Annotated in this window: 29 protein-coding genes; 20 read left to right on the top strand and 9 right to left on the bottom strand. The window is 49.6% G+C overall.

Going from position 1 to position 26,870, the window contains the following annotated elements:
* Positions 1-18: 18 nt before the first annotated feature.
* From dinD to CLV60_RS17355, 7 genes are all read left to right on the top strand, one after another.
* A complete protein-coding gene (gene dinD / locus CLV60_RS17385) occupies positions 19-846 on the top strand; it encodes a DNA damage-inducible protein D (protein ID WP_211302250.1) in 828 nt (275 codons plus the stop codon).
* A gap of 101 nt (positions 847-947) precedes the next feature.
* Complete coding sequence (locus CLV60_RS17380) at positions 948-1,289, top strand: ArsR/SmtB family transcription factor (RefSeq protein ID WP_090387246.1); 342 nt, start codon at positions 948-950, stop codon at positions 1,287-1,289.
* A 1-nt stretch (position 1,290) separates the two neighbouring features.
* Complete coding sequence (locus CLV60_RS17375) at positions 1,291-1,800, top strand: SRPBCC family protein (protein WP_106596647.1); 510 nt, start codon at positions 1,291-1,293, stop codon at positions 1,798-1,800.
* Between the two features lie 167 nt (positions 1,801-1,967).
* Entirely contained in the window at positions 1,968-2,579 is a 612-nt protein-coding gene (locus CLV60_RS17370; RefSeq protein ID WP_229211013.1) for an HI_0983 family protein, read from the top strand.
* Positions 2,580-2,583: 4 nt separating this feature from the next.
* Complete coding sequence (locus tag CLV60_RS17365; protein ID WP_106596646.1) at positions 2,584-3,186, top strand: hypothetical protein; 603 nt, start codon at positions 2,584-2,586, stop codon at positions 3,184-3,186.
* 69 nt (positions 3,187-3,255) lie between these two features.
* The gene (locus tag CLV60_RS17360) at positions 3,256-3,648 is read left to right on the top strand and encodes a VOC family protein (RefSeq protein WP_106596645.1); all 393 of its coding nucleotides are present in this window, start codon (positions 3,256-3,258) and stop codon (positions 3,646-3,648) included.
* Between the two features lie 67 nt (positions 3,649-3,715).
* Positions 3,716-4,588, top strand: coding sequence for a CE1 family esterase (locus tag CLV60_RS17355; protein WP_106596644.1), 873 nt, complete (start codon positions 3,716-3,718; stop codon positions 4,586-4,588).
* 4 nt (positions 4,589-4,592) lie between these two features.
* Here CLV60_RS17355 and CLV60_RS17350 read toward each other — a convergent pair whose 3' ends face one another.
* A complete protein-coding gene (locus tag CLV60_RS17350) occupies positions 4,593-5,123 on the bottom strand; it encodes an energy transducer TonB (RefSeq protein ID WP_106596643.1) in 531 nt (176 codons plus the stop codon).
* 88 nt (positions 5,124-5,211) lie between these two features.
* Entirely contained in the window at positions 5,212-5,952 is a 741-nt protein-coding gene (locus CLV60_RS17345) for an ImuA family protein (protein ID WP_106596642.1), read from the bottom strand.
* A gap of 349 nt (positions 5,953-6,301) precedes the next feature.
* On the opposite strand from CLV60_RS17345, the gene CLV60_RS17335 reads away from it, so the two are divergent.
* The gene (locus CLV60_RS17335) at positions 6,302-6,715 is read left to right on the top strand and encodes a hypothetical protein (protein ID WP_106596640.1); all 414 of its coding nucleotides are present in this window, start codon (positions 6,302-6,304) and stop codon (positions 6,713-6,715) included.
* Positions 6,716-6,748: 33 nt separating this feature from the next.
* On the opposite strand, the gene CLV60_RS17330 is transcribed toward CLV60_RS17335, so the two are convergent.
* Positions 6,749-7,471 (bottom strand): 3-keto-disaccharide hydrolase, encoded by a 723-nt coding sequence (locus tag CLV60_RS17330; protein WP_106596639.1) that lies wholly within the window; start codon positions 7,469-7,471, stop codon positions 6,749-6,751.
* 103 nt (positions 7,472-7,574) lie between these two features.
* On the opposite strand from CLV60_RS17330, the gene CLV60_RS17325 reads away from it, so the two are divergent.
* The 5 genes from CLV60_RS17325 to CLV60_RS17305 all read left to right on the top strand — a co-directional run bounded on the left by CLV60_RS17325 (position 7,575) and on the right by CLV60_RS17305 (position 13,900).
* A complete protein-coding gene (locus CLV60_RS17325) occupies positions 7,575-8,663 on the top strand; it encodes a sensor histidine kinase (RefSeq protein ID WP_106596638.1) in 1,089 nt (362 codons plus the stop codon).
* Entirely contained in the window at positions 8,660-9,406 is a 747-nt protein-coding gene (locus tag CLV60_RS17320) for a LytR/AlgR family response regulator transcription factor (protein ID WP_106596637.1), read from the top strand. Before CLV60_RS17325 ends, CLV60_RS17320 begins: the two co-directional genes overlap by 4 nt.
* 125 nt (positions 9,407-9,531) lie before the next feature.
* Complete coding sequence (locus CLV60_RS17315) at positions 9,532-10,341, top strand: hypothetical protein (RefSeq protein WP_106596865.1); 810 nt, start codon at positions 9,532-9,534, stop codon at positions 10,339-10,341.
* Between the two features lie 106 nt (positions 10,342-10,447).
* Complete coding sequence (locus tag CLV60_RS17310; protein ID WP_106596636.1) at positions 10,448-10,981, top strand: hypothetical protein; 534 nt, start codon at positions 10,448-10,450, stop codon at positions 10,979-10,981.
* Between the two features lie 108 nt (positions 10,982-11,089).
* Entirely contained in the window at positions 11,090-13,900 is a 2,811-nt protein-coding gene (locus tag CLV60_RS17305; protein WP_106596635.1) for a vWA domain-containing protein, read from the top strand.
* A gap of 13 nt (positions 13,901-13,913) precedes the next feature.
* Here the strand turns inward: CLV60_RS17305 and CLV60_RS17300 are convergent, their stop codons facing one another.
* The gene (locus CLV60_RS17300; protein ID WP_106596634.1) at positions 13,914-15,341 is read right to left on the bottom strand and encodes a TlpA family protein disulfide reductase; all 1,428 of its coding nucleotides are present in this window, start codon (positions 15,339-15,341) and stop codon (positions 13,914-13,916) included.
* A gap of 221 nt (positions 15,342-15,562) precedes the next feature.
* On the opposite strand from CLV60_RS17300, the gene CLV60_RS17295 reads away from it, so the two are divergent.
* On the top strand, positions 15,563-16,975 hold the full coding sequence (locus CLV60_RS17295) for a dienelactone hydrolase family protein (protein WP_106596633.1): 1,413 nt from the start codon (positions 15,563-15,565) through the stop codon (positions 16,973-16,975).
* Here the strand turns inward: CLV60_RS17295 and CLV60_RS17290 are convergent, their stop codons facing one another.
* On the bottom strand, positions 16,976-18,127 hold the full coding sequence (locus CLV60_RS17290; protein ID WP_170118803.1) for a sensor histidine kinase: 1,152 nt from the start codon (positions 18,125-18,127) through the stop codon (positions 16,976-16,978).
* Between the two features lie 203 nt (positions 18,128-18,330).
* Positions 18,331-19,107: a LytR/AlgR family response regulator transcription factor gene (locus tag CLV60_RS17285; RefSeq protein ID WP_106596631.1), complete on the bottom strand. Its 777-nt coding sequence runs from the start codon at positions 19,105-19,107 to the stop codon at positions 18,331-18,333.
* A 98-nt stretch (positions 19,108-19,205) separates the two neighbouring features.
* Here CLV60_RS17285 and CLV60_RS17280 point away from each other — a divergent pair, with 98 nt between their 5' ends.
* Entirely contained in the window at positions 19,206-20,324 is a 1,119-nt protein-coding gene (locus CLV60_RS17280; RefSeq protein WP_106596630.1) for a S41 family peptidase, read from the top strand.
* A 71-nt stretch (positions 20,325-20,395) separates the two neighbouring features.
* Here CLV60_RS17280 and CLV60_RS17275 read toward each other — a convergent pair whose 3' ends face one another.
* The gene (locus CLV60_RS17275) at positions 20,396-20,824 is read right to left on the bottom strand and encodes a VOC family protein (protein ID WP_106596629.1); all 429 of its coding nucleotides are present in this window, start codon (positions 20,822-20,824) and stop codon (positions 20,396-20,398) included.
* Positions 20,825-21,038: 214 nt separating this feature from the next.
* On the opposite strand from CLV60_RS17275, the gene CLV60_RS17270 reads away from it, so the two are divergent.
* From CLV60_RS17270 to CLV60_RS17260, 3 genes are all read left to right on the top strand, one after another.
* Positions 21,039-21,371, top strand: a complete 333-nt coding sequence (locus tag CLV60_RS17270; RefSeq protein ID WP_106596628.1) for an ArsR/SmtB family transcription factor — start codon at positions 21,039-21,041, stop codon at positions 21,369-21,371.
* Positions 21,361-21,831: an SRPBCC family protein gene (locus tag CLV60_RS17265; RefSeq protein ID WP_106596627.1), complete on the top strand. Its 471-nt coding sequence runs from the start codon at positions 21,361-21,363 to the stop codon at positions 21,829-21,831. Before CLV60_RS17270 ends, CLV60_RS17265 begins: the two co-directional genes overlap by 11 nt.
* Positions 21,832-21,896: 65 nt before the next feature.
* Positions 21,897-22,682 (top strand): alpha/beta fold hydrolase, encoded by a 786-nt coding sequence (locus CLV60_RS17260; RefSeq protein WP_106596864.1) that lies wholly within the window; start codon positions 21,897-21,899, stop codon positions 22,680-22,682.
* Here CLV60_RS17260 and CLV60_RS17255 read toward each other — a convergent pair.
* Together CLV60_RS17255 and CLV60_RS17250 are read right to left on the bottom strand one after the other, a co-directional pair.
* The gene (locus CLV60_RS17255) at positions 22,679-23,587 is read right to left on the bottom strand and encodes an NmrA family NAD(P)-binding protein (RefSeq protein ID WP_106596626.1); all 909 of its coding nucleotides are present in this window, start codon (positions 23,585-23,587) and stop codon (positions 22,679-22,681) included. The genes CLV60_RS17260 and CLV60_RS17255 overlap by 4 nt on opposite strands.
* Before the next feature lie 499 nt (positions 23,588-24,086).
* On the bottom strand, positions 24,087-24,581 hold the full coding sequence (locus tag CLV60_RS17250; protein WP_106596625.1) for a GNAT family N-acetyltransferase: 495 nt from the start codon (positions 24,579-24,581) through the stop codon (positions 24,087-24,089).
* A gap of 266 nt (positions 24,582-24,847) precedes the next feature.
* Here CLV60_RS17250 and CLV60_RS17245 point away from each other — a divergent pair, with 266 nt between their 5' ends.
* Both CLV60_RS17245 and CLV60_RS17240 read left to right on the top strand, forming a co-directional pair.
* Complete coding sequence (locus CLV60_RS17245) at positions 24,848-25,762, top strand: pirin family protein (protein WP_229211012.1); 915 nt, start codon at positions 24,848-24,850, stop codon at positions 25,760-25,762.
* Positions 25,763-25,833: 71 nt separating this feature from the next.
* Complete coding sequence (locus CLV60_RS17240; RefSeq protein WP_106596624.1) at positions 25,834-26,868, top strand: alpha/beta hydrolase; 1,035 nt, start codon at positions 25,834-25,836, stop codon at positions 26,866-26,868.
* The last annotated feature ends 2 nt before the right edge of the window (positions 26,869-26,870 follow it).

Below are 26,870 nucleotides of genomic sequence, written 5' to 3'. Positions count from 1 at the left end.
ACTTAAAATTTGAATAGTATGACTTCACATCAAGGCCCCTCGCTCTTCGAGCAAATCAGAAAATCCGACGACAACGGTAACGAGTTTTGGAGTGCCAGAGATTTGGCAAAAGTGCTGGAATACACAGAGTATCGGCATTTTAAACCAGCGGTTGAACGTGCCAAGGAGGCATGTGCGAATAGTGGACAGAACGTCAAGGATCATTTCGAGGATATGCTCGGAATGATCGAATTGGGAAAAGGAGGAAAACGAAGTGTCGATGATATCAAGCTCTCCCGCTACGCCTGCTACCTGATTGTCCAGAATGCGGATCCCGCAAAAGAAGTAGTTGCCCTGGGGCAGACTTACTTCGCTGTACAAACCCGTTTGCAGGAAATCCGGCAAATGGAGGAGTACAACCGGTTGAATACCGAAGACGAAAAGCGGGTTTTCCTGCGAGGCGAACTGACGCGGAATAACCTACTTTTAGCAGAAGCCGCTAAGACGGCGGGCGTTGTTGAGCCGATCGACTATGCGATTTTCCAAAATCATGGCTACATGGGGCTGTATGGCGGGCTTGATGCCAAAGCAATCCGTGAGAGAAAGGGTTTGAAAAACAGCCAGAATCTGCCTGATCATATGGGTAGTTCCGAATTAGCTGCAAATGTCTTTCGAGCTACGCAGACCGACGATAAATTGAGGAGAGAGAATATAGTTGGGAAGGATAAAGCCAATCAAACGCATTTCGAAGTGGGCGCCAAGGTGCGTCAAACGATTCAGGAGCTGGGTGGTACCATGCCTGAGAACCTTCCGCCTGCGGAAAATATCAAAAAACTCGATAAAGGGTCGAGGAGGCGCCTCAAATAGCCTGATTTTCATGATTGACAAATTTTTGAAAAAATTCTGCTTCGGAAATTTGCGTAAGTGAATACTTACATATACTATTATGTAAGCAAATACTTACATGTATGTCCGTTGAAGCAAGAAGAGATGTTTTTCAGGCGATTGCAGATCCTACCCGCAGGCAGATTATTAACCTCATAGCCTATCAATCCATGAACCTGAATGCTATTGCTGAGAACTTTTCGATCAGCAGGCCTGCTGTTTCCCAGCACATTAAGATTTTAATGGAATGTGGGATGGTGATGGTGAGGCAGGAAGGGCGTGAGCGGTATTGCGAGGCGAAGCTGGATGCTTTGAAAGAAGTATCTACGTGGATCGACCAGTACCGGCAGTTCTGGAACACGCAGTTCGATTCACTCGATCACTATCTGAACCGAATTCAAAACAACAATCAATCCGATCAATAACATGGAAAACCAGATAACACCCAAAGCGGAATTAAAAATCGTACGCCAATTCAAAGCGCCACAGCCATTAGTGTACAATGCTTTCGCTTCCAGGGAGGCGTTTGCAGCGTGGTGGGGGCCGGCGGGATCTACACTCACTGTGCTGAGTTTTGACTTTCGTGAAGGAGGGAGGACCCATTACAAACTCGATAACAACGGATTGCTGATGTGGGCACTCTTTCGCTATCAAAAAATTCAACAGCCGGATTCTATCGAATTCCTGAGCTCTTTCACCGATCCGGAGGGTAATATTACTTCGTCGCCATTCCCGATCGATTTCCCATTGGAAGTGCATAACCGCATTACTCTGAGTGAGGCCAATGGCGTTACCACACTGACCCTTTACGCCGAGCCGGTCAATGCGACACCTGAACAGGAAAAAACTTTCGCGGATTTGAATGCCAGCATGAACCAGGGATACGAAGGTACCTGGGGACAGTTGGATACTTATCTTGCCAAAGTGCAGGGGTAATGTCTTTTGGATGTGCCGTTAACTCAATTTATTGTGAATCAATGGTTTTGTGGCGAGGTTGTGCCCTTGTGTATATTGCGTTTGGTTGATTGACATGATAAGTTTGCGGTCCGGTTCAACAATGAGCCGGACACTGCAATCTTGTTTCGCACATCATCCATACACGCATGAAAGTGATCATTCAATCGATTACCCTGGCCACAGCTTCTCTGCTGTTGGCCTCGGTTCAAAGTTTTGGCCAGAGCAATAAGCCGGCGGTCAATTACATGGGCATTCCCGGACCTATTCTATTCCAAAAGAAAAGCTACCCGTTGAAATGGTCGTCGCATCCGGATGTTTCGCTTTACAAGCAGGAGTACCTGGTGGCCGGCGATGATTTTCCGAATTACAAATCAATGATTACGATTGATTTTGTAGTGGCAACGGCGAGCGTGGATGATGCGGTACGGACCAAGCTCCGTGAATTGGATCAGTTGAAAAAGACGCTCGATGTTAATTACGAGGTGATCGGCAATGCAGCTACCGGCGAAAAGATCATCGATTGCCTGCTCGGGCAGACGGCGGCCGACGACGCAAAAAGCATTTACGAACACGATGTATATCGTTTCAAAGCAATTACGGCGAAGTTGGGGCAAAAGGGGATATTGCTGTATGCACTTAGTAACCGCGCTTACGGCAAAGACATTCAGCCGTTTCTGACCCGGCTTAAAGTTGAACGTAAGGCATTGATCGCAGACGTTGCCAAGGCATCTGTTCCCGATATTACTATTAAAAAGTGACGACATGGAAAGTGAAGCTAACCGTTACGTAGGCCCGCCTACGACGCGTTACGCGTATGCAAAGGAATTTTGGGTGGAATGCCCGAAATGTGTCCAAGCAGCGCGGGTGATTAAGAAAGACCTTGTGGGGATTGGCGACGACAAGCTGGTGTGCCATCATTGCAACTATTCGGAAACTGCCGACAAACGTTTGCGATACACGGCAACTATCAGTCGCGCTTGCGGCCATTGCGGGGAGTCGATCGAGGTGAGTATTCCGAATAACAGGGAGAAAGTCGCCGAGCTGAAATATTCTTGTCCGCATTGTCATGTGCCGGAAGTGTATAAGCCCAATAATGTGCCTTATCGATTGAAATATAGCGCAGAAAGGCTTACGGACCCGGTATTTGGTCTGCCGCTTTGGTTTCAGGAAAATGTGAAAAGCGATACGCTTTGGGCCAGTAACAGGGAGCATTTGCTCGAAATCCGTAATTACGTAACCGCAAGGTTGCGGGAAAGGCAAACGATGCGAATTACGACGATGGTCGAGAAACTTCCGCAATTTATTAAAGCCGCGAAGAACCGGGAGGCGGTTCTGAAGGCTATCGAACGAATGTTGAAAAGGTAGTAAAGGGAGAAAGGAGTAGGGAGTAAAGGGAAAGCGCTTATCATAACGGTATTAATGCAAAACGCTATTATGGAAACAGTTAGACCCGTTTTTGCGCCTCAGCTTTACATCCCGAATGGTGTGAGGGATGTCGATTTTTACATTAATGGCCTTGGAGCGGTTGAGCTTCGCCGTTTCAGCAACGACGACGGCACCATTCATGTTTCGGAGCTATCGATTAACGGCGCAATTTTCCATTTGCATGAGGAAACCCGAAACCCCGCTTCATTCAGCCCGTTACGTCATCAGGGATCGACGGTGACGATCGGGTTATTTGTAGACGATGTGGATGCCTACATGGCAAGGGCAGTAGCCGCAGGAGCAAAAGTTACCTCGCCGGTGCAGGATTACGACTATGGCTACCGGCAGGGAGATGTAATGGATCCTTTTGGGCATGTATGGATGTTTGAAAGCAGGATTTGATTGATTTTGGTCCAAAATTTCCTGCCCGCTATGTAACTTGCATGAGCACAATTCAATTTCATCGTCCATGTTCAAGCAGCTACTTTTCACACTCCTGATCCTCGTTGCGTTTTCCGCCAATGCCCAGCACGTGCTGGATTCATTATTAATCGATGGACATTACCGGGTGTATGCCTATAATCCTTCTGTGAAAGTGAAGCAGGGAGCCAGTATGGTGTTTGTCATGCACGGGTCCGGTGGAGAGCCATTGGGCTTTGCGCGCAGGGGCGCGAAACTGGAATCGCTTTCGGAGTCGGAGAACGTGTTGGTGGTTTATCCGGGCGGATATAAAAAGTACTGGAACGAATGCCGCAAGGCTTCCACAGCAATAGCGAATACGCAAAACCTGAACGAGGAGGCATTTTTCACCGCGTTGATCGACCTTTTTGCTTCAAAATACAAAATTAATAAGAAGCAGGTTTTTGCAACGGGCTTTTCGGGCGGCGGACATATGGCCTATAAGCTCGCACTCACGATGCCTGGGAAAATCCGGGCGGTTTCGGCGATCGTAGCCAACCTTCCTACCGATGAAAATATGGATTGTGCTTCCATGAATGTGCCGCTTCCGGTGATGATCACCAACGGCACGGCGGATCAGACCAATCCTTACAATGGAGGTGAGGTAACAACGCCGGGTGTTACGTTGGGAACGGTACGGTCTACGGACCAATCATTCCGATACTGGGCAAAGCTGGACGGGTATTCCGGTGAGCCGGTGAAATCCATCATGCCGGATGGCGATACTTCCAACAATATCACGGTGGAGAAATACACCTATCAAAAGAAAGGCAAGCCCGAAGTCACTTTGCTGAAAGTAATCAACGGTAAGCACGAGTTCGTGACGGATTTCGATATGTTCGAGGAGTCGTGGAAGTTTTTTAAACGACAAATAGGAAGATAACGGCCTAGCGGTCACGGTAATCAAAAGGTATTTCAAGATAATGCCTGACACTCACCGGTATGCCGTCTTTGACTGCCGGTTTCCATTTGGGCATGTGATTGATCAGGTCCAATGCAGCTTGATCGCAGTTGTATTGCAGACTTTTAACGATCGAGGCTTCTTCGATTACGCCTGTTTCTGAGATGATAAACGACGTGTATACCTTACCGGTCACTTTCAGGCGCCGGACTGCGCGTGGTATTTCGAGGTATTTGTTAATGTATTTTTGAAGAGCGACTTGACCGCCGGGAAATTGAGGCTCGGTATCCACATCAATAGGCACAAAGTCTTCGGGGACCATCATTAATTCTCCGTCAAAGGCGTTGGGCATATTGTCGTAAAACTCGCCTTCGAACGCCTGTGTACCGATTTCTTCGATGATAGTGCCGGTTGTGTCGGTTGCTTTGTTTGTGGCGACGTTGGGAGCCGATTTTTCGCAAGTCAGCAATGCTGCATGAAAAACGAAGGCGAATGGAAGCAGTAAGTAACGCGTCATGGCTGTTCAGTCAATTTTTAGTTTATAAATATAAAATAAAATTATATATATAAATTAAATAATTGAAACAAACTTAATGCGTATTCGATCAACCGGTTTGTCGCAAATAAACCGGCGGCGTTTCCGCAACCTCTTTTTGGAGGTATTCGAATTGCCCGCTAGCCCATTGCATTTCCCATTCTCCCGGCTCTCCATTCCGGATCTTTTGCAGCTGCACACGCCAGCACGGATGCCCCACGCCGGGCATGCCTTCTTCCAGTTGGCTGGCTATCGGGGTGATTTGCCAGCGTGATACACACGCAAGGGTATTCACTGTGCGCGGATTGCAGCGATGCAGGAAACCGGTAACCCGGCTTTGCTCCACAGCCAGTTGCAGGCGCCGGGATTCCGTAAATGTGATTTCACGAAGCTCCCCGACCACGGCCGCCAGCGATTCGCATTTCAATGCTTCTTCCACGGCCCATATCACATCCTTCTCTTTACTGAGGTCAATGAAAATTACGCGGTGCGGTTCCACGCCAAATGCTTTCAATGACGCCGCGAACACGATAGGCCGTATGCCGATCCACAGGCATATACCATATTCCCCCATCAGTTTCCCCAGCAGCGCTGCGATAAAGCCGGTCGTCGCCGCAGCGCTTTCAGGGTCGTTACTGATAAACTCATGTACAGCTCCCGTAGGAAATGTATGATTGGGAAACGAGGTATTCATAGCCCCTAATCCGAAATCGATCTTCCTGGCCCCAACAGGCGCACGAAAGCCCTGCAATGCAAGAATATCTTCTTGCAACCTGCTAAACATGCCGTTTTTCAGGAGGGGGAGTGCCATAGGAACGTTTGAGTTACTTATTGATATTTTTGATATCAATAATTTGGTATCAAAAATAACTATTGCTCGTATTTGTTCCAACAAAAGCGGATTTATTATTCGTCATATTGCGCCAAGCAAACCTGCAATTGTTACGTCTGCCGGAAGCCACCAATGGACTATTTTGGCATCAGGCGGAACTGGGCAAGGGAAGTATCTGTGACATTGCATTGTATTATGCAGGGTATGACATTAATCATCTGCAACAGATCCGGGCAATCATGAATAGGTAAGGGTGATAGGATAGTGGCTTTTAGCGATGACAACCATGGCATGAAGAGCTGTGTCATGCATTAAAACTGCTATTTCTATGAAAAAACTCCTGGCCCTCGCCGCCATTGCTCTGGCCTGTTCCGAAAAGAAAGTGGATAAACGTGATAGTTGCGTGCCGGTGGAGCAGGTGGCGGTTTCGGCGAATTGTTACTCGGGTACCGACGGGCTGTTGCTCACGGCCGATTCACCTTCCTCCGTAGCCCTCGATTGGGTGCTGGCGCCGTTAAAAGATACTTCTGGCGCGCAGACGTACGTGCCCTATTACGCAAGCACGACGTCGAATCAGCTGGTTGTGCCGGATAGTATTGTCCGGAAATACCCGAAAATAGGAGTCATGTTTGTGGGTGCCTACGGATGCCCGTCGGATATGTATTTCAGCTTCGTCCGGCGGATGGACGGCGATTCGTGCGTGCGTTGGTATTTGCAGGAGCGCTTTTTGAAGGGCGACTAATAAAAAAGCCGGAGCATGGCCCCGGCTTACTTCCTACAATTTCCTCAGCTTGATATTGCGGTACCAAACGGTGCTGCCCCAGTCCTGCAAGCCGATGCGTCCCTTGTAATTGCCCTTGGAAATTGGCGCCGCTTTCAGGCCACTGTTGGCAATGCGCTGTTTCCAATCGGTGCCGTTGAGGTCGTGCTCCTGCACCGTGAACTCGTTCTGGTACACGGTCAGTTTGCCTTTTTTGACAATGAAATGGATCTTGTTCCATTCGCCTTGCGGGTTGCCTTCGCGGAGGCGGGCATTCGCAACACCGAAAAAGTCGCTTGCGCGGTGCGTATTTTCTTTGGCGCCTTCATAAATTTTATCGTCGATCACCTGCAATTCCAGCCCGGTATCGTGCATATTTTTGTAGGTAGGGGATTCTTGTACAAAAAAGAAGATGCCGCTGTTGGCATATTTGCTCACTTTCCATTCGGCTTTGAACTCGAAATCGCCATTTACGGCCTCGTTGATCACGATGTCGCCGCCGTTCTTGGCCTTGTTGCCTGCTCTTTCGGGCACATTCAGTTTAATGGCGCCATCCTCGATCAGCCAGGCGGAGCCGGGTGCCTTGCCATTGTATGCATGCCAGCCTTTCAGATCTTTGCCGTCGAACAGCAATTTCCAGCCTTCTTTCTTCTCAGTGGCGGTGAGGGTGTTGAGTGCTTGCGAGTAGGTGTTCAGGGAAAGCAGCACAGCAGCTGCGGTAACGAAAAAACGGGTCATAGGGGCAGATTTAAGTGTTTCTGGTTCATTTGAGTCTTGCAAAATACTGATAAATTTTCATGAAATTACCTTATTTTTGGGCATCCTAACTGACCTCTTAACTATGCGGCCTTATCTTTTCGGGCAAAAATGGCTGCTGGGTTTCGCCCTTGCACTGGTTTACATTCCGCTCCGAACCTATATAAACGTCCCCCAGCAATATTGGCATACCATCCCGCGTAACCTGCCGCTGTTTGGGCTGGAAATCGTGATCAGCACCGTTTTTTATACCTCATGGATTTACCTGATGGACTGGTTCCTGAGAAAACAGGCCTCCCTCACCGGCACCGACAAGTCACCCGCATTCAGTATCCGTGATCAGCTCATTGCATTGATACCCGCCGTGCTGCTCGCTGTTTTGTTCAATATGATCCTGGCGCGCACCTGGGGCCTCATGAGCCAATGGTGGAACCCTTACCCCAGGCCTATCTGGGGGGACCTTCGCACGCGCGACCTCATGCATACGCGTTGGCGTGCGGGGCAGGCGCTCACGATCCTCGCGCTCATCGCCGCCTATTACCTCTGCGTGAGCAATCAGGTGCAGGAAAAGATGAAAAAGCTGCTTGTAGACTCCGAGCGTTTGGAAAAAGAGAATATGCATGCGCGTTTTCTGGCATTGAAAAACCAGGTCAGCCCGCACTTTTTGTTCAACAACCTCAGTGTGCTATCGTCGCTGGTGGAGTCGCGGCCGGAGCAATCGGGGGAGTTTATACAGGAGCTATCGGCGGCGTACCGTTATATTCTGGAACAATCGGAACTGGATAAGATTAGTTTGAAGGAGGAAATGAAGTTCCTCGATACTTATATGTACCTGCTGCGGACGCGTTTCAAGGAAAAGGTCGTGCTCGACTCGACGCTTTCGCCTGCGGACCAGGAACGGTATGCCATTATTCCGTTGACTTTACAGCTGTTGGTGGAAAATGCAGTGAAGCACAATACGATGTCGTTGCTCAATCCTTTGATTATCAGCATTAAAATTATTGATCAAATGCTTGTGGTCAGCAATCCTTTGCAATTGAGGCAACAAGATCAGCCTACAACGCGTCTTGGGTTAAAAAACATTATCAGCCGTTATAATCTGTTGCAGGACAGATGTGTGGTGATCGAAAGGACAGCCACCCATTTTACTGTCAAAATCCCTTTGTTGTCATGAATGTACTGATTGTCGAGGACGAGGAACTGAGTGCCGAGCGCCTGCAAAACCTGATCCACCATATAGATCCTTCCATTTGCGTGCTCGGCATTATTCCGTCGGTTTTCGAAACCATTGCTTATTTACAAAACAAGGCCAACACGCAACCCGACCTTATTTTCCTGGACATTCACCTCGAAGACGACAATGGTTTCAAGATCCTCGAAAGCGAGGGGCTCATGACCCCGGTTATTTTCACAACGGCATTCGACGATTACCTGCTTCGAGCATTCAAAGTGCATAGCATCGACTACCTGCTGAAACCCATTAATCCGCTCGAATTGCAAGCTTCGCTGAACAAGTTCAGGAAAATCAGAACGAATGAGGGCCAGCCTACAGAGGAAATCATACATTCGCACGAGAAATACAAGGATCGCTTCCTTGTAAGCGCCGGCACGCGGATGTTCACTTTCAAAACATCTGAAATCGCCTATTTCACCATCGAAGAACGCGCCACATTCCTGCGGCTGTACGACGGGCGGCATTTTGCTGTGGAATATAGTTTGGAAAAGCTTTCGCAAATGCTCGACCCCGCCGAGTTTTTTCGCATTAACCGTACCATGCTGCTATCGCTCCACGCGATCCGTGAAATGCATGCGATGTCGGCCGGAAAGCTGAAAATTGATCTGAATCCGGCCGCTGCGCAGGAGACATATGTGAGCTCCGAGCGGATGACGGAGTTCAAAAGCTGGCTCGGGAAATAACCTCTCGTTGACTTCTGCATTTAAAATTGCCGTTTCAGCCCCGGAAAACGGGCGTTCCGCGATTTGCATTTTCATTCCAAATATGGCTTGACCAAATTGGGTTCAAACAGCAGGAGGTTTGTGTTATGTCAGTAATTCAGTTTAATGCCCACAAGAAGTACCATGTGCTTCAAAGTAAAACCCGCGTTTGGGAAACCCACAATGATCTGACCCCGCATTATCGCATCCTTTTTATCCGCAGCGGGGAGGGGCATTTCAGTCTCGACGGGAAATTGCATGATTATGCTGAGCACGGCGTCATTCTGCTCCGCCCCGGACAACATCCGATATTCCAGGAAGACAGCAGTGCCGAAATCTTCCTTATTGCATTCGATACCTGGCTTTCCGAGGATTTTTTACAAAAAAAGGAGTTCAGTCCCGATTTTGCCGACATTTACAAACAGGCCGAACACCTCTGCGACGGCCTACGCCTTACCCAGGGCAAACCGCTCCAAAACGAGCGCGACGCCCAAACGATTACCTACCTGATCAACCAGATCCTTTTTGAAGTAACCCAACAGCCCACATCGCATAACAAGCTGATCCGCGGAAGCATCGACCTGATCGTTACCATTCTCGCCCGGAATAATTTTGAGAGTAAAAAGGTCGAGGAAGCCACTTCGCGCCAGCGCCTGGCCGGGGCCATTATCGATTACCTGCGGCAGGAATTGCATCAGAACAAGAACATCCGGGTGCCCGAATTGCTCATGCGCTTCAATATCTCCGAGGACGTCGCCAATCTCTGCGTGCTCAACCAGACCGGAATGTCGCTCCGCAACTTCATTTTCAAATACAAGGCCGACCTTTTCAAAAGCAGAATGCTGAAAATCGACATTTCGGAACTCACCGGCTATCTGCAATCGGGCGGCCAGCAAACGCCTCATTTGTCTATTTAAAACGTCGCTTGTCGATTGCTGGTTGAAGCCGGCCATTCGCACATTTAGATTTGAATTCGTCGGGTAAATGCCCGGTGTATTTCAAATGTTCTAAATGTGAATTGCTATGAAAAAGCTGGTTTTTTATGCACTGGTGACGGTTTGCGGCTTGCTGAATGTGAGCGCGGGTTGCAGCGAGAAAAAGGCGACGACGCCCGAACCGGATAACTCCGCCCTGTTAGGTTATTGGAAATTGAAAGAAGGCCATTCGGAGTGGCTGAAACGGAATACCGAGGATCAATGGGTGAAAAAAGCGACTATTAATCCAGGCGTGATCGCTTATGAATTCCTGCCGGATAAAAGCTTCATCAGCTACGATCTCACCGGGAAACTGCCGGCTGTGAAGGGCACCTGGAGAATGGAAATTAAATCGCTTGACGGCAAAAACATTGAGTTAGCCACTCTTTTCCTTTTCAGTGATACTTTTAAAGACATCGCCGATACGGGTGTTCTGGAAAAGGATGGTTCCATGAGATTTGTAATTTCCATGTCGGCCAGCGCCGGAGTGGAATACCTGAATATGACATCTCCGCAAGCCTCCATTGACGAGGGAATGTATTCAGGCCTCCGCAATTATATGTCTTTTACGAAGGGAAAATAAAAAGCCCGCATCTGACTTATTTTACGGAAGTATGTGCCCTGGCGAATTCCGGGTAAAAATCCCGACCTTCGTGCATTCGATAACACACATACTTCCAGTAGTTTACGTATGAGGCGATTCTCCATCCTGATCATTCTTTTTGCATTCATTATCAGCCCGGTTGCCGCGCAGCAGGAAGCGCCGCAGACCTCACTGAACCATTATGTCGAGTTTTTGAGCCAGTCGTCGGAACTGGTTATTTACCGGTTCAAAATGCTTCGCAATTACCAGGACGACGTGACCCGTTACCGGAAAAAGCCGGATTATGGCTTGCGCTTGCCGTCGTCGGGGCCATTGGAAGAATTTTATTACAAAAAGGCAATGGGAGGGCTGGGTGTCGAGGCCGGGAAGCGGAAGCAGCTCAACGCCGGATTGGAAAATGTCTGGAACGTGCTTAACAAGCTCGATGAAACCTGCAAAACGCTGGAAACCTATGTACGCCTGAAAGACTACGAACGCGACAATCTGAAAAAATCGGATGCGCTGGGCACGGAAATACAGTCGCTTTTTGAGCGCTATGCGCACGATAAGAACGCATTGTACACGCAAATCAGGCAGGTTTATGGCGATGTTCAGAACCGCCCGGTTACCGATCCGTACGTTGTAACGGAGAAAGCAATGGGCGAGGTGATCGCTTCTCAGCAACGCCTGTTGGAAGCATTACCCTATTACCTGAACGAAGAAAACAAAGCAGAATGGCCGGTTGCGCTCGTGCGGCAAAGCATGCTGGACGACGAAAAGGCATTGGCGACCATCGGCAATACCGCCTCGCAGCTTCAATATCCGGCGTCGGATATGGTAGGAAGTTTCAAATCGGCGCTGGCTTCGATGCAGGATATCAAACGACGGGCTCTGGATGATCACAACTTCGCGGCGCAACAGTCGGCGCAGCATGGCAATGCGGTGTATCTGTCGCTGGTAGAGCAATTTAATCATGATATGCTCGAATTTTACAAGGCGTTTGTCGGGTACAGCAAACCCGGGCACCTGTTATTGAACTATCCGTTTTTCAGCCCGGTCATGAAGGCGGAGGGTTCGGCGGAGGTTGCAGATGCAGGCAGGGGCACCCCGCCATTTCAGGATAAATCCTTTCAGCCGCTGAATGTGAAAAAGGCCAATGCGCCTGCCAGCGCTGCGATCATTAAAACTTTGAATCAATATGTGGACTGGATCAACCAGTCGCTGCGGCAAATGCATTTGCTGCAAATGATCGTCCGTAATTACCAGAGTTCGGCGGAATATTACCGCGACCCGTCCAAGGCGCAGAAGCGGGCCAATCTCAGCTATTCGCATGACGATTTTAAGCTGCCGTTCTCGGAATATACCTTACTTCTGAATGCGAGTTCGGCCATTCCTGAGCCTTACCGCAAATCGGTGACCGGCCAGACGGAAGTGCTCATGAATGTTTTACAGGAAATGGACGGCCTGAGCATCGAACTGATCCGTTATACTTCCGAAAAACGATACCTGCAAGACCAGCTCAAACGATCCGACGCCATTCTCGATCGCTACCTCGTTCTTTTCGATGTTTTGGATAAAAAGAAAGAGCTGCTCTACAACGACATCCGCCGCATTCACGAAAGCTACCCCAATGCTACACCCACAAGTTCGTGGTACATCGCGGGGAGTGCCATGCTGAAAACCATTGATAATGGGCATGATGTGATGTTCGGTATGCGGGATTATCTGAAAGGAGAGGCTTCCCAACTCCCGGAAACCGACCGGTTGGAGGCCGATAGTCGCCAGTTGATCGCGGACGAGTACAAGAACATGAAAGGACTGCAACGCTACGGTCGAAGCAACGGGCTTTGTCCGTACACCCCTTACGAGGATCTGGGTGCCAATGCGGGCCGGTTTGCCGAGAGCGTTCAGAAATACAAACCGGCCAGATCCGGTTATGCGGCGCATCCTTATGAGTCGTTTTATTATTTCTATAACAATGAGCTGGTTTATGAATACAATAACTTTATAGAGTTGTCGAAAGCCGGGCTTCTGAAAACGATTAACCAGCCTGATGTTTTCGCATTCCGGCGGACTAACCCTCAAAAAACGGATGCGCCTCCGGTGAAAATTGAGGAGCCGAAAGTCGAAAAACCCAAAGCGGAAAAGCCGGTCGAAACCACGGCGCAGGTTCAAACCAATACCAGCGAAGTCCCTGCTGCGCCGAAGCCTCCCGTGCGCCAGGATACACGCCCGCTCACGAACGAGGGAGCACCTTCGCCCTTAGCACAGGTGAAGCGCGATACCGTGTACGTGGAGCGCGTACGCGTGGATACGGTGTACGTCGACCGCAATGCACAGCTGCAAAACGTTACCCGATCGCTCGAAGGATTTGCGCCGAACAATATGGTTCTCCTGCTCGATGTATCGTCGTCGATGAACTCGCCTTATAAGCTGCCATTGCTGAAATGCTCCATCAAATCACTGCTGACGCTCGTGCGGCCCGAGGATATGATTTCCATCGTGCTTTATTCCGGCAAGGCGAGGGTCGTGCTGAAACCCACTTCGGGCGCCAAGGCATCCGAAATTTCAAGGATGATCGACCTGCTGCAATCGGACGGCGACACCGATGGTAATGAGGGTATTAAGCTTGCCTACAAAACTGCCAACAAACAATACATCCGGGCTGGCAATAACCGCATTGTACTCGCAACCGACGGCGAGTTCCCCGTCAGCGACGAGGTGGTCGATATGATTCGTCAGAATGCCCGTCAGGACGTGTATCTAAGTGTTTTTACCTTCGGACGCAACGAGCATACCGGTCAGAAACTCAAAAAACTAAGCCAACTCGGCATGGGCTCCTACGCCCACGTAACCGACGCCAGCGCCGATCTGCAACTTATCCTGGAAGCCCAGGCGAAGAAGCTGGCCGGTAAATAATGCCGTGAAGGCGTCAAAGATCAACGTAATGTTTCACAAAACTGACCCAATCCGCGCCGAAAGGGACGATAAGGTACTTACCTTCCGGGGTTACTAACAGCTTGGTAGGGTAACCGGCCACCTTGTAGGTTTTTTCAATTTGATTATCCGACATCGCTACCGGGAACGTAAATTTCTTTTCGGCCATGTAATTCACTACTTTATCCTCGGTATCGTGACAGGCGATTGTCAAGAACGTGATTTTGTCGGCGTTATTTTTGAGCGTCGAATCGTAGAATTTTTGCATATCGGGATGTTCGCTGCAGCAGGGTCCGCACCAGGTGCCCCAAAAGTCAACCAGCAGCCATTTGCCTGCTCCGGATTTGCTCGAAAACGTCGATTTGTCAAGCATCGATAGCGAAATAGGATGGGCTGCTTTCGCATGCTGATTGACATTTTCTATCCAATATTTTCCAAAATTTGCGTCACTACCTTTTACTTTAATGTAGGCAGCTTTGAGCTTTTCTTTGTATTCCGGCTGCTGCAATGTGATTTGTAATAAAACGGAAAGTAAATCTTTCTGATTTGCGGCATGATCAATTAAGAATGTCAGGTAGTCATCCCGAAAAGAATCTTTCTCTTTTTCCAGGATCAAAATCATATCATAGAAATAAGCCGTCTTGCGATTGATGTCGGCCAGATCAGGACTATAATCGAACGCTTTTTTGAGATAGTCCTTCTTTTTGGACAAATCTGTTTCTTTTCCAGATTGAAGATAATTAGCATAGGCATAAAGATATCTGTACCATGCACGCTCCTCCGACTTGAACCGATCGAGTGTTTCCGAAGCCGGTATTTGCCCTTTTTCAAGATGATTATACACTGTCTGAACAAGTTTTTGGGATAGCGATTTCAATTCCGGTATTGAATTGATCTTTTTATAAATCATCAACCCATATCGGCCGGCACGGTTGGAGTAAATATCGGAATCCGACAATTCTTCTTGAATGAATTGTTCCGTGAGACGGGCCAACTGGGCACTGTTTCCAGCAGCATCTTCAATTTTGGAATAGAGAAAAAGCGTGTTAGTTGTTTGGGGTAGCACCTTGCTGGTGTCCTCCATAATCTTGATTAGCAGTATTTTGTTGAAGTCCCGTACCCTCATTCGTTCGCGGATTACAGTGCTGTCCATCCCGGGTGGAAAAGGACGATTGATAACCACCTGTGCATAGGAGTTGTGTATAATAAATCTAACGGATTCGATCGCCTTCTTATTCGATGCCAGTTTTCGAATATTGAGTAATGCCGAGGCTTCATTCAGATTTTTTTGAGTGAATGTGTTAAAACGATTAAAGTAATCGCTGGGTGTATCCGCAGGTGCCGATTGCGACATGGCTTTCGGAGCTAGGAAATGGGTGGTTATTAAAATCAATACAAATGTTTTAACACACGTGTTTTTCATAGCCGTTAATTGGTTTTGATATGAAGGATCGATTGAGGTTATGTAGCCAAGTCAATTAGATAATAGAAATGTAGTGATTTTAGTATTTATTAATGAATTATTTGTAATGATTGGCCACTTAAACTGACGACAAGCCGACTGTGTAGGAGAAAGTGAAATCGTGAAGGATGTTTTCTTTATTAGAATACGCATAACATTTCCTTCACCAACCGCTTCCTGTCATGACATCCAAGCCGCTCAGCAAGGAGTTTTATTCCTTCATTATTTTCTTTCTGTCGATCCTGGTTATTGTTTCGGTGATCCAGTCGGTGGCGTTGCTGGTTATCGGATCCGCGATGATGGGCCTGGAATCATTCAATTCCTGGGTTTGGCTGGTTCTTGGGGTGTTCGTGGTGACCAATGGAGCCGTAGTACGCTATCTGCTGCATCAGCGGTACGGGCTGGCAGCCATCGCGTGCGTGGTTTCATGCGTGACTGTACTCTTTCAATATCTGTTGATCCTCAACCGCGAGCTGCGGGTATTTTACCAGGAGCATTACCATGCCGTGACGCTCACGATTTTTGGTACGGCCGTGTTATGGGGCTTAACCCTGATATTCACAAAAGCAGGGGAGAACAGGTGGTTGAGGATCAGCGGTATCCTGATGGTACTTTTCTCGCTTTTACTTACCACTATATTTTTGCTCTACTTTCAGACTGGCGAAGGCAGCACAAAACTGCTGCTTGATAAGACGAGCAGGTGGGTTTCGTTTTTCGAATTGACCGTGCCGCTCTGCATTCTCATTCATTTTTATCGGGAAAACGAGCGGTTGGCGGTTACCGACAACCGGCCAGCCCCCACTATTCCCGCACTCGTGAAACTGACTGCATTCGTCGGGCTGCTGTTTCTGGGGTTCAACTTTTCTGTGGAAGCATTACGGTACAGCATGCCTTACAAGCCCTCAGCTACCGACATACGTCGTTCGAAGGCCATGGAATCGTATCATTTTGTCGATAAAAGCGGTGATTCCTTGCCTTACCGCCTGCTCAAACCGCTCGACTACGATTCGACCAAACAGTATCCGCTCATCGTGTGCCTGCATCACGGAGGTGCGCACGGGAATGACAATATGCAGCAGCTGTCGGCCGATCCCGCCCCGTTTCTTATGGAACTGCCTACCAGAACCAAGTATCCTGCATTCATTTTTATGCCCCAAAGTCCGCGTAACATGGGTTTCAGCGGCGCGTACGGGAATGCAAGTGTGGATTCGCTCGTTTTCAGGACGATCCGGCAATTGCAGGGCCAGCTGCCGATCGATCGTAAACGTATTTACGTCCTGGGTGTTTCCGGAGGAGGTTATGGCTCGTGGCACTTCATCAGCGCCCATCCCGAGATGTTTGCCGCGGCGATCCCCATTTGCGGCGGAGGCGAGCCGAAATATGCCCCGAAGCTGGTGAATGTACCGATTTGGGCTTTTCACGGTGCCCGTGACAAGCTCGCCCCTGTGGCGCATTCACGCGATATGATCGCTGCGATCCGCAAAGCCGGCGGCAACCCGAAATACACCGAATACGAGTTCGCCGGCCATGGGATCTGGGAGAATGTACGCAAGGAGGGAATCATGGAATGGATGTTTGCGCAGCATAAAGAATAATCAGGCGAGTGTGTGACGAAGGATATCGCTGGTCGTGGTACTTCTGGTCAATTTGATTTTTAAATGAATATGATAGGCTTTGCTCTCGTTCAGGATCGTCAGTTCGTGACCGGGATATAATGCATCCAGCCGTTTGCGCACGTTCATTAAACCGATTCCCCCCGTTTGTTGCGGGGCATTGGGTGTCTTCTGGTTGCTGATCATCAAAGTCAGTTCTCTGTTTTTCAAACGGATTTCCAGTTTAACCCACGATTTCCGGGTGGTATTGTGCACGCCATGTTTGAATGCGTTCTCCACGAAAGCGATCAGTATGAACGGTGCGATCTGCAAATTTTCATCAGGCTGTGCAGGGAATACCAGTTCGAGTTGCAGCCGTTTGGAGGTCCGGAGCTGTTCCAGGCCGACGTAATCGCGGATGAACGACAGCTCTTTATGAAGAGGCACGAGGGCACCGTCGGTCTCGTATAGGGAATACCGCATCATGGCCGAAAGCTGATCTACAATGCGGGCCGCGCGCGGGTTGTCCTCCTCCGTGAGCACGTAAATGCTGTTCAATACATTAAAAAGAAAATGGGGATTGACCTGGCTTTTGAGGAAATCCAGTTCGAGGCGTGTGTATTGCTTTTCCAGTTTAAGATTTCGAGTGTGCCGACGGTAAACCTCTATCAACAACCTCAGAGCCAGCGGATAAAATGCTCTTTCAATGATGAACAATAAATGGAAAAAGGTGATAGGGTGGAACAACGCTTCGCTGAACGACAGCTGTTCGAAGTGGTTAATAGAGCCTGTATAATCATCAGGTAAGCCGAAGTAATGCTTCACCACATAAGATGCATAATAGTAGCACGTGAAAACCACAAAATAGTAAGCTGCAAATCCCGGGATCAATACGAGCGGCTTCCGTGCGTAATGCTTCACCAGGTACACCAGCATATAATACTGCACCATTACACAAAACGCATCCCGCAAAATTGGCCCGGCATACGTCTTGAACGGAAGATCCGTGGGTGATGCGGGGTAGAGAAACCACGGGAGGTAGGCGGAAATGATCAGCAGTAATACGCCGACGATCAGCAGGCCATGGAAAGCAATGCGGGTAAGGCCGCGGTAGCGGTTTTCATCTGTGATAAGGTTGAGGATGCGTTGAGCCATGTGCGATTTTTGAATGCATGCTAAATTATCTTCTTTCAGCGTTGCCAGGCGCATTGTTTCGATAAGTACTGCCGGATTTTCGATCAAAATGCAAACCAGGCTTTTACCGAAAACGCGGGCAGGTTCGTCGAATAAATTCAGTTCCCTGATGCTGGTGCGATACCTTCGTTTTGCATTTGAATGCAGCTAAAAACAGGCGGATATCATGAATTGGCAAGCCACTTTTTCAGCAGGTTCCGGACCTCATCCCGGTAATTGGGGCCGATCAGCAGCTCCTTCCCGGAAGACAGGCGGAGCATATTGCCCTCCATGCTCCGGATATGTTGAAGCTGTACGATATAAGACCGGTGTACACGAACGAAAAGCCCGGCGGGGAGTATTTCGAGCAGTTTCTTGACGGTCAAATGGGTAACGATGTTCCGGTCGGACAGGAAAATTCGCAGGTAGTCGCCCAATGCTTCCACATACTCGATATCCGCAAAAAGTACCTGTTCAATGCGTTTGTCGGTTTTGAAATAGGCAAAGGTGAGTTCGGCTACGAAAGGTTCCTGCTGTGAAACGGCTGTGGACGAAGTGACCTGAGCTGCCGGTTTTTCAGAAACCTCGGCCATCGCCGGAAACCGTTCGCGAACGCGGCCGATCGCTTTCAGGAACCGGTCGAAAGTAATGGGTTTCAGCAGGTAATCGGCTACGCCCAGTTCAAAGCCGTCGAGGGCATGGTTTGGGTTGGCGGTGGTCATGATCACAACCGGGTGCGGCGCGGGCAGGGCTTTCAGGAACTCGATGCCGGTCATTTCGGGCATGTTGATGTCCAGGAAAATGATATGAGGCGCGAGTGCGGGCAATTCGGTAAATGCGACGATCGCGTCGTCGAACGTACCTGCCAGTTTCAGGAACGAAACTCGGCGGACATATTTTTCTAGCAGTTCCTGCGCCAGCGGTTCGTCCTCAATAATGGCGCAGCGAAGTGTCTGGGACATGCGGGATCAGATTTGTGACGGTCTTACGGCCGAAGGTAACCGCATGAAAGTAGCAAACCTTTTCATTTAAATCAAAAACAGTTACATCACCTGACGCAATGAAATCTCTTTATTTATTGAAAATCTGCATGTTCGGTCTGCTATGCCAGATGAACGCGGCCATGGCGCAATCCGATCATGCGCAATCGAAGTTACTGACTGCCAAATGCGGCTGCGAAGGCACTTTGGAACAGGCCATCGACAAGGTAGGCCGCATTTACGCCGGATTTGACGATAAAGTGACAGCACAGGCACGTCCCGCTTATGATAAACTGGTCAAAGACCTCCGCCGCCGCGCACCTGGCGCAAAAACAGAGGGCGAATGCCTAAAAATCCTGCAAGATTACACCGGCTTTTTCAAGGATAGTCATGTTTTCATGATCTGGCAGGAATGGAAAGGCCAGGGTGCGGCTGCCACGCATGGCCATACTACGAGCACGGATCTGGTGCAGTTCAAACAGCTGAGTGCCGATTTTCTCTATTTGAAACTGGGCGTGTTCAACCAGCGGGAAGTTAACCAGGTGGACAGCATCCTGGTTGCCAACAAGGCACTTTTGGCGAAAACACCCTATTTGATCTTCGATCTGCGTGGCAATGGTGGCGGCAATGCCGGTACTTCCGACGAAATGGCTAAGCTGATCTACACAAACCCGATTGTCTATCCGTCGTGGGATTACCGGTCGAGCAGGGAGTATATCGCCTCCATGGAAAGAGAACTCAAATCACAAAAAGACACCACTAACCCTTACTATGCGAGGGCGCAGCGGCTGTTGAAGGCAGTGAAGGAAAACCCGGGCAAGCTCGTAACCGACGGTGAGGATTTGCAGCGTACCTACGACATTGATCCTACGGTATATCCGCGGCACATTGCTTTCCTGATGGACAAAGGCTGCGGCAGCGCAACGGAGTTTTTTATCTATGAGGGATCACAAAGTAAAAAAGTAACTACTTTCGGGGCTAATTCGCACGGCGTTATGGATTATGGCTCGGATCAGAATTTTGATCTCTGCGACGGAACATTCAGCCTGGCTATACCGTGGGGCCGTAATGGCTGGGTGCGGGAATTTCGAATCGATAATGTGGGCTTCTCGCCTGACGTAAGGATTCCTGCGGGCGAGAAGGATTGGGTCGCTTTTGTGCAGCGGTATTATGCCGAAAAGGATAATACGGGAAAGTAATGGAAGGGATTTCAATAGAAAAAGGCCGGTCCGCATCTTCGGGAACCGGCCTTTTGCATTACAACTGTACATTATGCGCCTTGCTGCGCGGGGAAATTGATCATCCAGTTTACACCGAACTTATCCTGGAAAGCGCCGAAATAATCGCCCCAGAATTGGTCTTCCATCGGCATTTCGATGGTACCGCCTACCGATAGGCCATTGAAAAACTCGTCGGCCTGCTCGCGGCTGTCGGGGAAAATAGAAATGTAGTTATTGTTGCCGACTTTGAGCGTCTGGCCCATGGAAGGCATAATGTCCGAAGCCATCAGCAACTCGTCACCCACTGGAAGGGAAATGTGCATGATGCGGTTTCTTTCGCTTTCGGGCAAATTCTCAGTTCCAGGTGCGCCGTCCATTCTGTGAACACCTGTGAATTCTCCGCCGAACACGGACTTGTAGAAATTGAAAGCCTCTTCCGCAGTTCCGTCGAAGTTGAGGTAAGGATTGATTTTGGGCATAGCTAAAAGATTTAAAGGTGATTGGACTTGATTTTAGATTGTTGACGGATGCAAAAGTATGGACTTGCACCGTCACGCATGCTCCCTAAAACGGACATTCACAGGGGGCGGTCGCGACAAATTGAAGCCCTTTTTCCGAGACTTCAAAATTAACAAATAAATATTGCGCAAGTAAATACTTGCACATATATTTGCAAGCAAATACTTGCATGTTATGAGAGCACGAAGAGATGTATATCAGGCCATTGCCGACCCCACGCGCCGGGCGATCATCGGTATGCTGGCCGAGCAGCCCCAGAATGTGAATGCCATTGCCGAGCAGTTTGATGTGACCCGGCAGGCGATTTCGCTGCACGTCAAAATCCTGAGCGATTGCGGGCTGATTTTTATCCGGAAAGAGGGGAGGGATCACATTTGTGAAGCCCGCCTGGATAGCCTCAGCGAGGTGTCGGTGTGGGTGGAGCAGTACAAAAAGCATTGGGAGAGCAAATTGGATTCATTGGAAAACTATTTGGAACAACTAAAAAAAGAGCGATATGGAAAATGAAAAAAGCAGCACGCACGACCGCGAACTGATCATTACCCGCAAACTGAACGCGCCCGTGGAGCTGGTGTGGGAGGTATGGACCCAGCCGGAGCACATTGCCAAATGGTGGGGGCCCAACGGTTTTACGAATACGATCACGACAATGGACCTTGTGCCGGGCGGCGTTTGGGAGCTTGTCATGCACGGCCCCGATGGAAAAGATTATCAGAACAGGAGTATATTTAAAGAAGTTATTCCCTTAAAAAAGATTGTATACCAGCATTTTGCGCCTAACTTTCTGACCACGGTAGCGTTTGAAGCACAGGGTGAGGAGACGTTTCTGCGCTGGCATATGCTGTTCGAATCGGCGGAGCAAATGATCCGTATCGTGAAGTCGGCCAACGCGGCGGAAGGTTTGAAACAGAATGTCGATAAGCTGTCGGTGTATCTGGAACGCAGGAAAGCTACACCGCAGCCATGAAAACGCTGGCCGCTACATTGCTCGGCACAATGCTGAATTTATCCGTTCAAGCACAACAAACTCATATGGAACAGCCAAAAGCAACCGGTTATGCGCCCGTGAACGGGCTGAAAATGTATTATGAGATTTACGGTGACGGTGCTATTCCGCTGGTACTCATTCACGGCGGCGGCTCGACGATCGAAACGACGTTCGGTAACATTCTGCCCAAGCTTGCTGCATTCAGTAAGCTCATTGCCGTTGAGTTGCAGGCCCATGGGCGCACGAGCGACCGCGACGCGCCCGAGTCGTTTCAGCAGGATGCGGATGATGTGGCTGCATTGCTTCGCTACCTGAAAGTAGGGAAAGCCAACATCCTCGGTTTCAGCGACGGCGGCTGTACAACCATGCAGCTCGCCGGCCGCCACCCCGAACTGATTAACAAGATCATCGTCGTAGCTTCCAACTACACCCGCGCCGGGATGATCGACGGTTTTTTCGAAATGATGGATAATGCATCGCTCGATAATATGCCTGCGCCATTGAAAGAATATTATCTCAAAGTGAATCCCGATCCCAAGGGCCTCCAAACGATGTTCAACAAAGACCGCGAGCGCCGCCGGACCTTCGCCGACTGGCCCCAAAGCGACCTCACGCGCATACAAGCGCCTGCATTGATCATGACGGGCGACAAGGATGTGATCAAAACCGAGCACATTGTCGAAATCTCCAAGCTGATTCCGAAGGCGGAGCTCGTGATCCTTCCCGGCGTGCATGGTGCATTGCTGGGTGAGATTTGTACCGCGAAAGCGGGCAGCAGGCAGCCGGAGATCACGGCGACGCTCGTCAGGGAGTTTTTGGAAGGAAACTAATCGGCCAATACCTCCCGAATCCTTGTCCATTTAATTTCCGGATAACGTGCATTATCCAGCGGCTCCAATTTCGGCAAGCCGCTGAGCATGTCATGAAGGTACTGCATGCCCTGCCAGGGCGGAAATACTTCGTCCCGGGCGGGCGCAATGGTGCGCATGATGTGGATCATCGTTGCGAGAAAGCCCAATCCGCCGATCCTCCACAAACGAAACTCCTTCCCATAAGCCTGGCTGGCTGCCCTTTGCACGTCCCGTATGGTTGCTATCTCACCTGCAACGCGCAGGAACCTCGGCGCCTGCGAATCCAATGCGGCGGCGGCTGTAAATCCAGCGGTGTTGGCCATGGTCGTGAAATCCATGGGCTGGTCGGCATTGCCCCAGTAAATCACGCGATTCAGTTTGGGAAGGATCAGTGGCGCCTGATCTTTGAGCAAGTCCGTAAACATGCCATTGAGAATGGACGTAGCGTGGATCGGCGTGTTGTCTATGACCGACGCAAACGTGCGACGGAGGTCGAGGTTACGGTTGGAGCCGTTTGGCAGTTTTGTGTAATCAATGCAATAGTCGGAAGGAATGAAGCGCGGAACGCCGGCATTCAACGCGGCTTTCAGGAGGTCGGTTTGCGTGTCGACGATCACCTCCTGCAAACCCGACAATGCAGAAACAATGCATTGCGCATTGCGGAGCGCTTCGGTGAGCATCACCGTGTTCCGGTAATCGACCGGGATCACTACTGCTCCTGCTTTTTCCAGCGGGGCTGTCCTGGATAGCTGCGTATCTCTTCGCACGAGCGCCTTCACGTGCGCATGCCGCGCGAGAAGCTCCTGGACGATCAACGTTCCGAGATGCCCCGTCGCGCCGGCCACGACGATTGTTTGAGGTGTAGTATATGGTTGTCCAATCATATGGTGTCGTTTCTGTAACTATTCGTGGTTAGTGCACGGTTTGAGATACGGAAACAATTATGCCAATTGGAATAAAAAAGGAGAGGGGTTGGCCTTTCCGGGGTCGTTCGTCCGGAAGCTGGATCACTCGCATTCAATAACATTTTTACTTCCCGGCCATAGGCCATGCAAATGCGATCTTCGGGGCCAATGGAGGATAATAGTGCATTCATAATTTATTGCGTTTAAAGGTGTTGATAAAAGCCCTGTCTTAGGTGCCTTTATGCACGCAATCCGCATCCGGGGACTTTCGTCGTATCCGCACCATAACAGGGCATTTCTTGCAAGTTTTTTCATGATTAGTCATTGCGTTTTTTAAAGGTGCATGCATATTCGAGAGAAATATGGGGCTGCGCAAGTCAAAAAGCGCATGACTTTTCAATCGGCAACGACTTAATTATCAAATGCCTATCTCTTAGTTAACAGCAGAATTGTTTTGGTGTGGGACCAATGCGCCTTGCTACAAATCCAGAATGTAATCATGCCGCACCACGTCGCCTTCGGGTACTTCCCGGAAAAAGCGGAACTGCTGTTTGGTAAGAACATGAATGGAAGCCTGGTTTTCGGGGGCTACCAGGGCGACAAGCGACTCTACGCTGCCGCATTCGCGGGCGTAAGCGATGAGCCTGCTCGTGATTTCGGAAGCGTAACCTTTGCCCCAGAATTCGGGGAGTAATGCGTAGCCTATTTCAGTAAAACCGTCCTCGAAAGGTACGATTTTGCCTAGGCCAACATACAAATCGCTGCATTGCTCGTAAACAGCCACAAAGCCCATCTCGCTTTGCTGGCCGTCGGCGCGGAGCGATCTTTCAAATCTTTTGCGGGCGCCTTCCATGTCGAGCCCGGTGCCGCTGATATGCAGCATGACATCCTGCTGTGAAACGAGCCGGAAGTAATCTTCGAAATGGTCGCGGGTGAATTTTTCGTAGCGTAAACGTTCTGAATAAAACTGCATTGTGAAGTGTAGAATGGGATTTTTAATGGGTACATGGCGTGGAGCTGACGAGTTGGGTGTCGTAGCCCTGTCACTTATTTTAACAAAAAGTTGACAGAAAGAATTTGGCTGTTTGCCGGATTTTCACATTTGTTGACAATTTTTTGTCATCCATTGGTCTTGAAGGAACCCATAATGCGGCATCCTGACGCTGCGCTAACCAAATGTATAGCGGGTTGAATGGATGGTAGGGGGGCTGTTTTTTGTTAACTAAAAGAAGCCTACAAATGGCTTCATGGATTCAAAAAGGAAAACAGATCATGGAAAATCAAGGCATTGCCAGAAATATAATCAGCATTAAAACACCTCCTGCCCAACCCGGGTTTCTCGGTCCGGACCATACTGCGCGGGCGGTGGTTTACGGTGAATTCGAACACAGCGACCCATTCATTCTGCTCATGGACGATTTCCTGGATAAGAAAGATGACGAGCCGGCAGGAGGGCCGCACCCGCATGCGGGCTTTGAAACCGTTTCGCTGTTGCTGGAAGGCGAAATCGGCGACGAAACGCACAGGATGAAACAGGGGGATTTTCAAATGATGACAGCAGGCAGCGGCATTGTACATACCGAGACGATTGAGGGTAAATCGCGGATGCGCTTACTGCAAATGTGGCTGAACCTGCCGAAAGCTGATCGTTGGGCGACGCCGAGAGTGCAGGATCTCGCATTTGAAAACGCGCCGGTGGTTGAAAAGAATGGCGTGAAAACGGTTTTGTACAGCGGTTCTTTTGCCGGGCTGCATTCGCCTGTGAAGAATTATGTGCCGCTCATCTTGGCCGACATTCAGCTGCAACGCGGTGTGTCAATCAACGAAACTTTGCCGGCTTCGTACAATGCTTTTTTGTATGTCATTGAAGGAGATGTGGTGGTAGGTGATAACAGGAAGGTTTTGAACATCAACCAGATCGGTTGGCTGAGCCGCGGCGCGGCGGGCGAGTCAAGCACGTTGAGCGCCACGGCAGGCGCGGGAGGTGCGCGCGTGCTCTTGTACGCGGGCGAGCCGCAGAACGACAGTATCGTTTCGCACGGGCCGTTCATTGCCGATCGTCAGGAAGAAATCAAGGATCTTTACAATGATTTCCGGCATGGTAAGATGCGGCACGTTTCGACGTTATCGGACGGACAACGGTTTAATTACTGATCCGCATTGAATACCTTTTTTACAGGCGGTTAATCTTTCTTAATTTGGGGCACATTCAAACCTGATCTGCAATGAAAAGAAAAAGATTGACCGCCTTTTTGCTTGTGATCCTGCTTGCACCTGTTTTCGCATTCGGGCAATCGCCGCTCAAAGGATCGGTGGAGCGCGTTAAAGTACATGGCAAATCACTGGAAGGGAACCTGGAAGGTAATCCGGCTGATCCCGACGTGTCGATATACCTGCCGCCGAGCTATAAAAAGGAGTCGAAACGCCGGTACCCGGTTGTGTATTTGCTGCACGGCTTCACGGATACGCAGTGGTATGGGTTCGTAAAACACTGGATCAATCTGCCTGTGATTGTCGACAAGGTGTTTACTTCGGGTCAGGCGCAGGAGATGATCATCGTCACGCCCAACGCGCTCACGCGCACCGGCGGTAGCTACTATTCCAATTCCATTACGGCGGGCAACTGGGAGGATTTTGTTTCCAAAGAACTCGTCGCTTACATTGATCAGCATTACCGGACGATTGCCAAAGCGGCTAGTCGCGGTTTGGCCGGACATTCGATGGGTGGTTATGGCACGATCCGCATCGGTGAGCGTCACCCGGAGGTATTTTCGAGTATTTACTTGCTGAGCCCTTGCTGTCTGGCGCCAGGGAACGCACGTTCTGCCGAAGCGTTGGCCAAAATAGAGGCAGTGAAAACCCCCGAGGACATCGCGAAGGCTGATTTTATGACCAAAGCCGCCCTGGCCTATGCCGCCGCCTGGTCGCCCAACCCGTTGCGCCCGCCATTCTACACCGACGCGATTGTAGAAAATGGGAAGCTCAACCCCGTCGCGGAAATCAAGTGGAACGCCAACATGCCGCTGACGAGCATTGATCAGTATATTACCAATTTAAAACAAATGAAGGGGATCGGTTTCGATGCCGGCGATCGTGACCAGCCGATTGCTTCCAATATCAAAATCCTGCACCAGGTGCTTGACAATTACAAAATCGAGCATTCTTATGAAGAATACCAGGGCGACCACATCAATAAAATAGGCGAGCGGATCGAGACGAAAATGCTGCCGTTCTTTTCGAAGAATCTGGCAACAAAGTAACC

This window comes from Dyadobacter jiangsuensis (genome assembly GCF_003014695.1).
Taxonomy (GTDB): domain Bacteria; phylum Bacteroidota; class Bacteroidia; order Cytophagales; family Spirosomataceae; genus Dyadobacter; species Dyadobacter jiangsuensis.
The sequence above is the reverse complement of the archived record's forward strand: the minus strand, read 5'-3'. Positions and strand labels throughout refer to the sequence as shown.